The sequence below is a fragment of the Herbaspirillum lusitanum genome (genome assembly GCF_026127345.1).
Taxonomy (GTDB): Bacteria; Pseudomonadota; Gammaproteobacteria; order Burkholderiales; family Burkholderiaceae_D; genus Herbaspirillum; species Herbaspirillum lusitanum.
The window spans coordinates 1-12,356 of record NZ_QXFG01000013.1; the positions used below are offsets into that span (position 1 = coordinate 1).

The 12,356-nt window shown below is 53.1% G+C and carries 12 protein-coding genes; 11 read left to right on the forward strand and 1 reads right to left on the reverse strand.

Annotated features, from left to right (window positions below):
• Both DXT88_RS19450 and DXT88_RS19455 read left to right on the forward strand, forming a co-directional pair.
• On the forward strand, positions 1-472 hold a 472-nt coding region (locus DXT88_RS19450; protein WP_265211734.1), incomplete at its 5' end, for a hypothetical protein.
• A 106-nt stretch (positions 473-578) separates the two neighbouring features.
• Entirely contained in the window at positions 579-1,559 is a 981-nt protein-coding gene (locus tag DXT88_RS19455) for a GNAT family N-acetyltransferase (RefSeq protein WP_265215664.1), read from the forward strand.
• Between the two features lie 59 nt (positions 1,560-1,618).
• Here the strand turns inward: DXT88_RS19455 and DXT88_RS19460 are convergent, their stop codons facing one another.
• A complete protein-coding gene (locus DXT88_RS19460; protein WP_265215665.1) occupies positions 1,619-3,241 on the reverse strand; it encodes a methyl-accepting chemotaxis protein in 1,623 nt (540 codons plus the stop codon).
• Between the two features lie 1,015 nt (positions 3,242-4,256).
• Between DXT88_RS19460 and DXT88_RS19465 the strand changes: the two genes are divergently transcribed.
• From DXT88_RS19465 to DXT88_RS19505, 9 genes are all read left to right on the forward strand, one after another.
• A complete protein-coding gene (locus DXT88_RS19465) occupies positions 4,257-4,874 on the forward strand; it encodes a LysE family translocator (protein WP_265215666.1) in 618 nt (205 codons plus the stop codon).
• Between the two features lie 122 nt (positions 4,875-4,996).
• Complete coding sequence (locus DXT88_RS19470; RefSeq protein ID WP_265215667.1) at positions 4,997-5,443, forward strand: gamma-glutamylcyclotransferase family protein; 447 nt, start codon at positions 4,997-4,999, stop codon at positions 5,441-5,443.
• A gap of 359 nt (positions 5,444-5,802) precedes the next feature.
• Positions 5,803-6,354, forward strand: a complete 552-nt coding sequence (locus DXT88_RS19475) for a hypothetical protein (protein WP_265215668.1) — start codon at positions 5,803-5,805, stop codon at positions 6,352-6,354.
• Between the two features lie 213 nt (positions 6,355-6,567).
• A complete protein-coding gene (locus tag DXT88_RS19480) occupies positions 6,568-7,260 on the forward strand; it encodes a hypothetical protein (protein WP_265215669.1) in 693 nt (230 codons plus the stop codon).
• 370 nt (positions 7,261-7,630) lie between these two features.
• A complete protein-coding gene (locus tag DXT88_RS19485; protein WP_265215670.1) occupies positions 7,631-7,993 on the forward strand; it encodes a DUF805 domain-containing protein in 363 nt (120 codons plus the stop codon).
• Positions 7,994-7,997: 4 nt separating this feature from the next.
• Positions 7,998-10,211: an FAD-binding protein gene (locus DXT88_RS19490; protein ID WP_265215671.1), complete on the forward strand. Its 2,214-nt coding sequence runs from the start codon at positions 7,998-8,000 to the stop codon at positions 10,209-10,211.
• A 1-nt stretch (position 10,212) separates the two neighbouring features.
• Positions 10,213-11,262, forward strand: coding sequence for a hypothetical protein (locus tag DXT88_RS19495; RefSeq protein WP_265215672.1), 1,050 nt, complete (start codon positions 10,213-10,215; stop codon positions 11,260-11,262).
• Between the two features lie 158 nt (positions 11,263-11,420).
• The gene (locus DXT88_RS19500; RefSeq protein WP_265212152.1) at positions 11,421-11,831 is read left to right on the forward strand and encodes a YunG family protein; all 411 of its coding nucleotides are present in this window, start codon (positions 11,421-11,423) and stop codon (positions 11,829-11,831) included.
• A 51-nt stretch (positions 11,832-11,882) separates the two neighbouring features.
• Positions 11,883-12,356 (forward strand): AAA family ATPase (locus DXT88_RS19505; protein ID WP_265214553.1); only part of this gene is annotated, 474 nt, incomplete at its 3' end.

Sequence of the window (12,356 nt, forward strand, 5' to 3'; positions counted from 1 at the left end):
ATCGGCCAGAGGCGGCCATCCTGAGAACGAGAATGAAATGAATGCAGGAATATGTTTCACCAAGATATGGTCGGATGACGATCTGCTGGAACTACGAATCGAAATCAATGAAGGCCGCTCCCGATTTCAGACTGAAGTCTATGCAGGGCACGAACAACTAGGCCAGCTTGTTTTAGCCTTGGAGGCATTCAAGGGGGAGGCTCCTGGCAGCCAATATGACTTACGGTTCGGAGAGTTTGATCCGCAATTCGCTGCAGGGGCTTGTCATTTTCTGCTGAAATTCAATGCGCGAGGGATGCTGATCATCACCGCACATTTGCAGTCGCAATTTTTCGACTGTGACGGGAAGAAAGTTGCCAACGAAGGAAAACTTCATCTGCGATCCCATCCTGCGCAACTAGATGATTTTTTACGAGGTTTGGCAGCAATTCACAATCAACATAGTGATACCGCAGTGTTGAATATCGAGTGACTGCAATCGGCCAGAAGCAGACCTCTGCCACGACATTGCCTTCGTAGCCCAGTTATGATGCGATTTCGATCACTCCTCTCCTACTTTCGATAGCGATCAGAACTCAATGTTTGTCGTCTTCATTCAATCCCAAGAATCGGATCTTGAACGCTTGGTCGATATGCGCATCGCTGCCATGCGGGAGAGTTTGGAGAGGGTCGGGCGATTTGACGCACAGCGGGCGCGTGAACGCTTTACATCGACGTTCACGCCAGAAACCAGCTATCTCATCATGGTCGATGGCCATGCTGCCGGTTTTTTTTCATTGGATCGTCATCATGACGTCCACACTCTTCGGCACTTTTATATCCTTCCGCAATACCAGCGCCGGGGAATCGGCGCGCAGGTTCTCAAGCGCGTTCTTGCCGATGCCAGCCGCAAGGGATGCCCCGTCACGCTCGCTGCTCTGCGCGAAAGCGACGCCAATCGCTTCTATCGAAACAACGGCTTTGTAAAGGTGAGCGAGGAGGAATGGGACATTTTCTATACCCACAGTCCCAAGGGGGCGACGCCATCATCGACTAACAACGAGATCGGATGCATCCGATGGCTGGGCTGGGCAGACCTTCCGCATCTTGATGTTGTGTTGCGCGAGCATGTGCGCGATCTGCACACCGGCCAAATTGTGGAGTCCGAGATTGCTTCGATCAAGGCACACATGGCAGGTGGTGCCGACGATGAGGGACGTCACCGCAGCTATCTGGTCGCTTGCGATCCGTCAGGATTGCCGGTCGCTTGCATGGGTCTTTCACGGCCGGATGCGCGAATGAGCGTCCATGTTTCCATGAATGCGCCGGATGCCATGGAATTGCTCAACGTGTTCGTTCGTCGTGATTTCATGCGGGCCAAGGGGATCGGACGATCGTTGTTATCCGCAGTATATGAAGAGGCCAAGGCGGCTGGCGCCTCTCGGCTACTGGTCAACAGCGGCCCGCGCTACCTCGCGAGTTGGGGATTCTATGATCGTATGTTCGATGAGGCTCACGGCATGCTTGTTGATTATTACGGAACGGGGCGGCACGCGAAGGTTTGGAGCAAGGTGCTATAGCCAGAGCATGGCCGTCGGCGTCCGAAAAAAGCAAAAGCCCGCAAGCGGGCTCTTGGTTACTAAGCTATCTGCAGCCGTGCTCTTCCCTGCAGCGTTCTTGTGCGTGAATCTCCAGCAGGCAGCGCAACCAAACCATCGTTCAACTTGAAAGTGGACACGATCCCGGACAGCGCGGAGGCCTGTTCCATCATTGCATTCGCAGCTGCGGCCGCCTCTTCTACCAGCGCGGAGTTTTGCTGAGTAGCTTCGTCCATCTGGGTGATTGCCAGATTTACCTGGACGATGCCGTTGCTTTGCTCCTGACTTGCATTGGAAATTTCAGCAACAACATCCGTGACTCGTTTAACGCTCGTCACGACCTCCACCATTGTTTGGCCTGCCTGCTCGACCAATTGGCTGCCGCGCTCGACCTTTGACACCGAGTCGTTGATCAGGACCGTGATCTCTTTCGCCGCAGCGGCGCTACGTTGAGCCAGGCTGCGCACTTCAGATGCCACGACCGCAAAGCCGCGGCCTTGTTCGCCGGCACGGGCGGCTTCGACGGCCGCATTGAGCGCCAGGATGTTGGTCTGAAACGCGATGCCGTCGATGACACTGATGATGTCGACGATCTTGCGCGAGGAGTCATTGATTCCGGCCATGGTCGTGACGACCTGGTCTACCACGTTGCCGCCTTGGATAGCCACGTCGGACGCAGACACTGCCAACTGGCTCGCTTGCCTTGCGTTATCGGCATTTTGCTTGACGGTTGACGTGATCTGCTCCATTGCCGAGGCGGTCTCTTCCAGTGAACTTGCCTGCTGCTCAGTTCTGGCCGAAAGATCGAGGTTTCCCGAAGCAATTTCCGAGGAAGCGCGCTCTATCGTCTGCGTACCTTCTCTCACCTGCGACACGATGGAGGAAAGACTATTGCGCATGGTCTTGATGGCGAACAGGAGACTTGTATTGTCGCCAGGCTTGGTTTGCACATCGCAAGACAGATCTCCGGCTGCAATCTTCTGAGCAATATCGGCGGCATAGGCAGGCTCCCCGCCTAACTGCTTGAGCAGACCTCGTGTAATCAGGACAGCAACGACCAGTGAAATAGCGGCTACAACCAGCGTCAAGGCCGCCACAATCACTGCCGCATTATTTGCCCTCATTTCGGTCAGGTCGTGGGCGGCAATACTTTCCGCGTCGATCTGGGCAATGACTTTATTGATATCCAGAACAATCTGCCTGCGGAGTGGGCTACATTCGTTGACAAGAAAGTCCCGGAACTCTTCCATTTTCCCGGCCTCCCGATAACTACGCGGGCGTTTAAGTTCTTCAGCCATCTGAAGCAGTCCGGATCTTGCCTTCTCGAAATCCTTGTTGCCGGAGAAAAAGGGTTCCAGGGTCTTCAACGTATTCATGTATAAGAGTCTTTGCTCATCAACAATTTTGAGCTCCTTTTGTGCATCCGCCTCATTGCGGAATACGTATGCATTGCGGGCGGCAAGACCTGTCTGGTCCAACGCCTCCCGAGCGACATACAATGGAGACAGCTTTTGCTCTTGCACTACGTCGGCTGACTTGATGGAACGGGTTAAAGACATAATGCTATACAGCGAAATTCCCGCCAGAGTAATGGTCAGCACAAGTAACGCTGCGAAGCCCAACGACAATTTAGTACCGATTTTCATGTTTCGAAATGAAGACATAATTCCCCCAAGGAAATGTGAGTTATTTTAAAAATTTGCTTATATAAAACCTTTTTTGTCTCCGATGGAAATGATATCTTTTTAACAGCTTGAAATACGAGCTATTCAGAAAAATGAAGGTGCCGGAGAGCAATCTTTCTGCGCGCAGCGATCGAGAGTACCCGCCACTCAAACATCTGATCAACGCGACGGTTGATTCTTTTTACCCGTATCGTCAAAGGCTCTTCTTCGTTCAATTTCGCGACGCATGGAATTGCGTTGCGTGTCTTCTTCGCTCGGCATCCAACGCGTCAAGAAGTTCTTCCGCTTCCTTTTTGAACGCTCTGTCTCGCAGAGTTAATTTATATCTGTGTGCACAGAAAAAAATCAGTCCCAGCAAAGGGATGAGAGTCGCCCAATATACGGGGGCTTCCAGAATAGAGATGTTGGTCATTCGTTGACCCTCAGTGAGGTAAAAGTGAGTAGCGTCCCTGGCTCGCCAGAGTCGATCTTTTTGCTTTGGGCCTTGGACTTTACTTACGCGATGGATTCTGTGTGTTACCAGCGGCCTCATTCCATCATCGCAACTACTTTGTGGCGCAACACCGCCAATTGAAAACCGGATCATGCAACGCGAAAGAACAATGGCTGATACCGCCAGACTCCCCCGTCAATGTGGCGGCGATGAGGAGCTCTGAAAAACAAAGAGCGCATGCAATCGCAACGAACATCACAGCAATTTTGATGAGACGCTCTGTCATGGTCAGCCCTTGGAGGTGCAGTGGTTATCGAGGAGGTATGGCCATCGTACTCAAGAGTATGGCGACCCTCTATCGGGCAAAACCTGATTTCTCAGCAGCAATTGATCAGCCAGCGGACGTCCGCGTTTGAATTTTCCTGCGGGCGGCTTTTGAAGAGGCCGATAATATGCTCTTCGTATGCTTGCTATTACACGAACGTTCCAGCCGATGAAAAGGTCCTTTTTTCGGCCAAAAACTGTCGCTATCGAATACACTTCTTGAACCAAATTTCACCCATGTCCATGATCACCTTCGCCATCGCCGCGTTCATCCTTGCCATCACTCCGGGACCTGGTCTTGCCTATGTGGTCGCCAAGACAGTGTCTAGCGGGCGCACTGCAGGGCTTGCTTCGTGCATCGGTACAGCCATTGGGGGCTTGGTTCACGTACTGGCTGCGGCATTCGGCCTTTCGCTGGTCATTGCCAAATCAGCCGTTGCTTTTAATGCGATCAAGTTCGTCGGCGCCGCCTATCTTGTTTTTCTGGGCATTCGGCTGCTGATGCGCAAATCTGAAGCGACTCCGGTTGGCGATGTGGCAGCGCAAGGCTCGAGACATGCAATGATTGAGGGTGTCGTGGTAGAAGCCATGAACGTCAAGACGGCGCTCTTCTTCCTGGCATTCCTGCCGCAGTTCATTTCCCCTACCTCGGATATGACGGGGCAGTTAGCTCTTCTTGGCAGCATCTGCGTAGCACTCAATACGCTTGTCGATATTTTTGCTGTCTTCACCGCAGAGCGGCTTCTGGTGTCTGAGAGCCTTCGCGCAGCGCGCGCACGGTTAATGACCCGGATTTCTGGCGTAACGATGATCTGTCTGGGTTTTTTCCTCGCGGCCTCCAAGCGTCATATCTAACCTTCGCTCTCTCCACTTGCGTCATATCTCGTTGGCCTTCCATGCGACGATCGCACAATGTCCCCAATCGGCCAGAAACCACAACATTTAGATAAAATAAATAAAAAATGAAGGATTTCGCGATGGACACAAGCCACCACCTGGTTTTCGTATTCGGCACTTTGAAAGAGGGATTTCCCAACTTCTCGACTAACCGAGGTATTCGCTACCCAGGTGAGTTTGTGACCACAGAACGTTTCCCGCTCTATCTGATTGGTGAGCGAATGTCGCCCTGGCTGATTGCAAGCCCGGGAGACGGACTGGCTGTAAGGGGGCAGATTTTTTCAGTAAGCGATGCCGTACTAAAAGCCATGGACAATCTCGAGCGCATTCACGAAGCTGATGGATACCGGCGACTTCAGATATCCGTCATTCCCACGGAAGGCGATTCGAGAAATCCAATCGAGGTATATGCGTATCTGAAACCAGTCGAACAGTTTGAAACGAAGATGGTAAAGAAGGGACCTTTGGCCTCCTATGAACTGGCTGACGCACTACTTTATCGGCCTCGTTCATCGCAATCAGTTTGAAAATCGATGTCCGCAACCGGCCAGAAGCGGAAGTTACAGAAACTTGCATTGACTCGACGGAAGTTTCACTAACAAGAAGTAGTTAATGAAGGGACAAACAATGTCAGCAGCTCATGTTCTCATTGCGGGGATTATTTTTCTTTTGGTAATTGGTTTAGTCGCTTTTATTCAAAAGGGAGTAACCGGGAAAAGGAAGTGGAGTTTGATGGTCTCTCTCATCTTGTTTCTCGTCATAACTCCTCTGGTTGCTGGTGTAAATTGGTCAGCATTATTTCACTAACAAACCTTGCCAGTCTTATTTTGAGGGCGATGAAGATGTCTGTTATCGGCCAGAAGCAGACTACTTCATTAATTAAACCATGCGAATCAACGTTCTTCGCCAAGCTTGTTGTTCTGCAGATGACCAGATCAACAGGCTTGATGCCGTCTACGAGGTAGACTCAAAAGCCACAATGGAAACTCTGCTAGGAAAAATATGTGAATCAGATTTCCTGCAGTATTCATCTACCCATGATCGATTAAGCGTCGAAATCGATGATCGCCAGGTTGCAGAGGTTTTTCCGTCAGCTCCACCGGTTTGGATGGCCGATGTCGGACCAGAAACCCCGGTTAAATGGCTTGTCGGTGATAGAACGCTGCACTTCGTCTTCCGACTGACAGATCGTTACGTGGACACCTCTCGGAGTGCAAATCTCCCTCAGACTACCTCAATCGCCGTATCGGCAGGAGAACATAGTGCCTATGGTGTTATGGGGGCTCTGGCCGCGTTTGGATTCGCCTGGGTAGCACTGAATACTGTCTTGGAGTCCTATTACCTCGACGACGCAGAAAAGTGGCCTATTTCCCTCCTGGCTGCTCTGGCGGGTTTTATTATCGGGCGTACCGTTCACCGATCGAAGACGCGCTTGTAGGTTATTTCTTTTGACATCAGCAAACGGCCAGAAGCGGGCGTTCATCTTCAACTTGTGCCCTGTTCCTTTTTTTCATTAGCAGAGATCTTTACACTGGCACGAATGCTTGCATGTTTTTTCTTGCTATTCTTTGGCTCTCTATGCCCCCATTTTTTTGGGGCTATTCCTGTCTTCCAAAAAAGGACGAATGCATGATTATATTCAATCTCGAAAATGAGTATTAACGTCGCGGTTTTTTTCGGTAAAGAAACAGCTGATCTGGATACTCGATTCATTCGCGCGTACGCCGATCTCGGCTTTGAGGTGCAATTACACCCGGAACTTACTCTGACCGAGTCTTCTGCTAGCGGATGCATCTACTTACTCGTCACAAAGACTCCCCCGCATTTTCTTCGCCTGGCTCCGGACCTTCCTCTATTGATCATGTTTGGATATGGCGTGCACAAGAGGCAAAAAAAAGAAACTCGCAGCAGGCAGTGGCCTCCCAGAGGGGTAGGAGGTTATAGCTATGAAGCCAGCTCCAGGAGCTCCGCTGGACGGAGCGACGCGGCTGGCGCCATGCAGATCGTCTCGATGGCGATATTGGCTAAAGAAACGGAAGGACACTTCTATGTCGACGGAGACGACACGGCGCGCACAGGTGACCTCGCCGTTCAGCAAGCGGTTCTGGAATTGGCACGCTTTGATCGGGTGTATTTTGATGCTGACGTTCATCCTTTTGAGTCATGGCCACCAGTCAATGGCAGCAGCACATTTCGATGGCCGCCGATAATTGAGCCGCCCAAATCTCCAATACCCACAGTTCAAAAGCGCAGAACGCTATTCAGATACAAATTTTCATGGCTCCACGTCCCCGGGATTGTCTTGATCACCTATTTTTTGATAGTGACACTTTTATATTCCTGAACAGGAAGCTACAAGGTATTCATTCCATCTTTGTATCGGACGTCTGCTATCGGCCAGAAGCAGCCGTTGAACGATTCAAAGGCCAGCGAAAATACGCTACGACTGACTATCGATAATGGTGCGTTTTCGCTAGTCGAGCACGATTGACGTACACTGCAATTTCAGTATCGCTTGATGCTGTATACGGATAACGGGAGACCCCAACGATAACGCTCAATGTAGACCTTCCAGTGAGCGTGTCGACAACACCCAGGCTCCAGACATACTGGTGAGTATTGAAAAATAGTGTGCGCAGCAGAATTTCCTGAGATATATTCGAACGCGCCGTCACCACGCGGCCTTCCGAAATTCACTGAACCACAATAACAACATGAATTTTCTTGTCTGCCTTTTTTTTCCACACGGTCGTCTGGCGCGCGTTTCCTGGCTTTATCGCCTTGTTGCGATTTCATTTCTAGGAGCAGCTATCGGCATGCTGCTCAACTATCTGGCCGGCGAGACCGGTGCGGCACTGGTGGCCCTGGTGTATCTTTGGGTTGCCGGCGCCATGTCGGCTCAGCGCCTCCACGATAGCGGCAGATCGGGATGGATACTGCTGACGCTCCTGGTGCCCGTCGTCGGACCAATATTCTTGCTGTTTCAACTTGCCAGCAAAGGTGCTGAAGGCTCCAATCGCTATGGTCACGATCCCCTCTCTCGCACCAACTACTTAACCGTCGATATCACCCGCTAAGCCCATGCCATCCGTCAATGACGTCACGCACCTCAACCCGATTGAGGTCTTTGCGATCGCGACTCCGCGCTCGACTGCAGAAATTCAGACCGCGCTCAATAGCACCGACTTGCCGGTTTCCATCGGCGGCGGTCATTTCAGCATGGGCGGCCACACCGCCAGCCCCGGCAGTCTGCACCTGGACCTGCGCCAGTTCAATCAGGTACTGTACTTCGATCCGGCGCTCAGGTTAATCCGCGTGCAGGCAGGCATACGCTGGTGCGACATCCAGAAGTTTGTCGACCCGCACGGTCTGTCTGTCAAGATCATGCAGACCTATGCCAACTTCACCGTCGGCGGCGCTCTATCCGTGAACGCCCACGGCCGCTATATGGGGCTGGGACCGGTGGTGCTATCGGTCAGAAACATCCTGCTGGTACTGGCCGATGGCACAGCCGTCGAAGCCTCTCCCTCGTACAACAAAGAACTCTTCTGCGCCGCCGTCGGCGGCTACGGCGGAATTGGCGTGATTGCAGAGGTAGAGCTCGAATTGGTTCCCAACGTGCGCATGGAACGCAACCAGAAGAAACTACCAACGCAGACCTACCCCTCCTGGTTTGAAGCCAATGTACGGGGACGCGGAAATGTCGTTTTCCACAATGCCGATCTGTATCCGCCGCATTACACACGCGCTCGTGCCATTTCATGGATAGAGACCGACAAGCCGGCCACTGTGGCGACCCGCCTGCAACCGTTGCGGCGCCTATACCCGCTGGAGAAATATTTTCTCTGGGCGGTCACCGAAACGCCCTTTGGAAAATTACGCCGTGAATACCTGATCGACCCGCTGCTCTACTTCAAATCCAAGGTGCATTGGCGCAATTACGAGGCCGGCTATGACGCCGCCGAACTGGAGCCGGTCGGTCGCGAGCGCCGCACCTATGTACTGCAGGAATATTTCGTACCGGTGGAGCGACTGGCCGAGTTCGTACCGAAGATGGCGACAGTTCTCGACCGCCACAAGGTCAATGCCATCAATGTCTCGATCCGGCATGCTTCTCACGACCCGCATACGATGCTGGCCTGGGCGCGCGGCGAGACCTTTGCACTGGTGCTCTATCACAAGCAACGCACCCGCTATAGCGCACGTGAGCGCGTCGGCGTATGGACGCGGGAGTTGATCGACGCCGTGCTGGAATGCGGCGGCACCTACTACCTGCCCTATCAGCTACACGCCACCCACGAACAATTTCATCGTGCCTATCCCAGGGCGACCGACTTCTTCGCGCTCAAGCGCAAGCTCGATCCCCAATACCGCCTGCGCGGCGCGCTGTGGGACAAGTATTACGCCGGCGCGCCCGAAGCCGCTACCGCACCAACGCCAACGAGCGCCTCATTGTTCCATCAGGTTTACGGCGACACACGCTCGGCCGACCGCTTTTATACCTTCCTGCAAAACATCTTCCACTTGTTTCCGCAGGACCGCTTCCACGCTCTGATACGGCATGCGCTGAGCCAGCATCAAACCGATGAAGCCATCTATCGCGTGCTGCAGACGGGATTGCCCGGCATCACGCCGCCACTGTCGATGCTAACCTATGCGCTGCCGTCCCTGTCCGAACAAAAGCGTGAAATGGGCCGCCAAACTGCGCAGCTTCTGCAAGACCATGGTCCTCTCAAGGACTATGTTGAAATCGGCACCACCGGTCGTTACGTCCGCGCCCTGCAACAGCAGTTGTCACTGAGTGGAAAAGTAACTCTGGTGCACGACAAGCCGCCGACCTTCTCACCGGTGGATCTGGTGGAACGCGGACAACTGAGGCTGCCCGGTAACTTCGCCAACCTCAACGACTATGCGCCCCTGAGCTTGCCCGCACGCAGCGCCGACCTCGTCAGTTGTTTCGTCGGACTGCACCACATGGCACCAGAAAAACTGGCCCCGTTTCTGACGTCGATCGCTCAGGTGCTGCGACCGGGTGGCTATTTCATCGTACGCGACCATGATGTGCGCGACCAGGCCATGGATGCCTTCGTCTCGCTGGCGCATGTGGTATTCAACGCCGGCCTGGGCGAACCTTGGACGGTAAACGCAGCGGAGTTGCGTCACTTCGCCAGCATTGACACTTGGATCGCACGAATCGAAGAAGCGGGCTTCCGGCACACCGGCGCGAAGCTGCTGCAAGCCGGCGATCCTTCGGACAACGTACTCATGGCATTCCAACGCGTGGATGCAAACTGACATGAAGCGATATCTACTTGGTTTATTGTTTTTCGCTACGCTGACCACGTCGATGCAAGCCACAGCGCAGACATCAGGCACGCAGGAAAGCCGCATTCCACCCGAATCGCGTCGCAGCGTCGAACAGACCTTCCTGACGTTTCCGGAATGGGATCTGGTGCACAGCCCCGCCGAGTACGCGCGCTACGTTGCCGGCCATCCGGCGCATGGTTTCCCTTTTCTCGGACATATCGGCCAACTTTGGGGTGGCTACGCCGCCGTCACCAAGGAACAACTGCACGCCGGCTATTCCACCAATGCCGGCTACCACGTCATGATCCTGGTACTGGCCACCAGCACCACGCTGGAATACTCGCTGCGCTGGGCCTATGAAAACATTTTTGGGCGCATCAGTTGGGCGGCCTCTTCACGATCCCTGACGCCCGAAGATCGTTACGGCTCCACCGTGGCGCAAGACTATGTGGATTTCATCCGGCACGAACCTTGGTACCTCTACGATTTCAAGTCAAAACTGCAGGGCTTGTGGACAAGCACCCCTTGGACTGGACGCGACATGTTGCGCAAGTGGGAACGCCGGTATGCCCTGACTACTGAATACGGCGTCAAGATGGTCTATGCCTGGCTCATTGAAAAGGCCACGCGCGCAGCCTATGAAGAGGCGTTGATGACGACCCTGGTGGAAGCCGACCGTCCCCCCGCAAAGATGCCGGCAGGACTCGACATCCAACTGCTGCGCCGTTTCGATGATGGTCACGTATTGCTGAGCCTGCCTCGCTACTTCGATTTCAAAACCGCGGTATTGCAGCTGGCGCAACAAGGCTCCTCTCTAACCGACATTGCGGGCAACCGCGGCGTGATCTTTCTTACCGCGTGGATTCCGGAAAACCGTCACATTGATCCTGGGACGGCACGCATCTTGTTCGAGCAGCCCATGCTGACCATGCCCGGATTGAAACGCGTGGGGCTGGTCATCTCCGTGTCGCGCCTATCGGATTTTTTGTTGCATGCTCAGGAGCATGGTTTGACAGTCGAGCATGTACATGACTACTAACCAGTGCCTTCGGCGTAAAGAAGTCTGCTTACGGCCAGGAGCAGCCGCTCGACACGAATGTCTAAAGCGCTGATAATTTTCCTGTCATTCATCAGGAGGCTGGTGGCAACTCAATTTCCTAGGAGCGCCCTGGCGCAACAACATAGATTGACCGGACAATGAAGAGCCTCCCTCAAAATTTCATGCTCCTCCTTCGTGAAGCGCTAACCGCCTCCTGGGATAAACAAACCGCTTATTTAGAAGTGACGCAAATGGGAAATCCGGCCCTAGGTCAGTGCTATCCAACGTCACGGACGGTGCAGCACTACTATCCCGAAACCGAAATCATCAAAGGAAAGGTGTGGACCGGGAAAACGCTAGATATCCACTTCTGGAATGGGCTTCGTATCGGCGCCGACTGGTATCACATTGACTTGACCTGGCAGCAGTTCCCGGCCAGTTCAATCATTCAGGAATTCGTAGTCATCAAAAATCACGAATTGAATGACAGTGAAGCGACGATGCAACGCTGTGAGTTGCTGTTAAAGAGGGTTGATAGCTATTTAAAGGCTCGCTTCGAGGCTGCGTGAGAAATCCTCGCCAGGAACAGACATTCTGGATACCCAGATTTTCAAACGAGTGTGAAAATTTTCTCCAAGACGAAATATGATTTGAAGGGATGTTGCTTGGATATCTCAAGAACAATAATCATCGGAAACTCTGGCTCTGGAAAGAGCTGGTTGGCGGAGCGCTTGGCGAAAAACAATGGCGGTGCCTGCATAGATTTAGACTCCGTTAATTGGCTGGAAAGCGGATATAACCGAGCCAGAGAACGAAGCGAAGCAATTGAGCTAACTAAAGCCGCCGCCTCGCAAGAGCGATGGGTCATTGAGGGAATCTATGGATGGCTAGTTGATGAAGTGATGTCACGTGCTACGGCGCTTATATGGCTGAGCTTAAGCGAGGAGGAATGTCTGACCAATATCAAGTCCCGCGGTCGACGTGGGAATGCCAGCGAACAGTCATTCGCCGACTTGCTTGAGTGGGCGGACACTTATCGTATTCGGACAGGCTCAAGTGCCTTCAACGCTCATCAGCGTATTTTTGATGGTTTT

What these genes read in the sequence shown, in the direction of transcription:
- DXT88_RS19485 (WP_265215670.1), top strand. Translation starts at nt 7,631, where the DNA reads ATGAATTTTCTTGTCTGCCTTTTTTTTCCACACGGTCGTCTGGCGCGC.
- DXT88_RS19490 (WP_265215671.1), top strand. Translation starts at nt 7,998, where the DNA reads ATGCCATCCGTCAATGACGTCACGCACCTCAACCCGATTGAGGTCTTT.
- DXT88_RS19500 (WP_265212152.1), top strand. Translation starts at nt 11,421, where the DNA reads ATGAAGAGCCTCCCTCAAAATTTCATGCTCCTCCTTCGTGAAGCGCTA.
- DXT88_RS19475 (WP_265215668.1), top strand. Translation starts at nt 5,803, where the DNA reads ATGCGAATCAACGTTCTTCGCCAAGCTTGTTGTTCTGCAGATGACCAG.
- DXT88_RS19470 (WP_265215667.1), top strand. Translation starts at nt 4,997, where the DNA reads ATGGACACAAGCCACCACCTGGTTTTCGTATTCGGCACTTTGAAAGAG.
- DXT88_RS19495 (WP_265215672.1), top strand. Translation starts at nt 10,213, where the DNA reads ATGAAGCGATATCTACTTGGTTTATTGTTTTTCGCTACGCTGACCACG.
- DXT88_RS19465 (WP_265215666.1), top strand. Translation starts at nt 4,257, where the DNA reads ATGTCCATGATCACCTTCGCCATCGCCGCGTTCATCCTTGCCATCACT.
- DXT88_RS19460 (WP_265215665.1), bottom strand. Translation starts at nt 3,241, where the DNA reads ATGTCTTCATTTCGAAACATGAAAATCGGTACTAAATTGTCGTTGGGC.
- DXT88_RS19480 (WP_265215669.1), top strand. Translation starts at nt 6,568, where the DNA reads ATGAGTATTAACGTCGCGGTTTTTTTCGGTAAAGAAACAGCTGATCTG.
- DXT88_RS19455 (WP_265215664.1), top strand. Translation starts at nt 579, where the DNA reads ATGTTTGTCGTCTTCATTCAATCCCAAGAATCGGATCTTGAACGCTTG.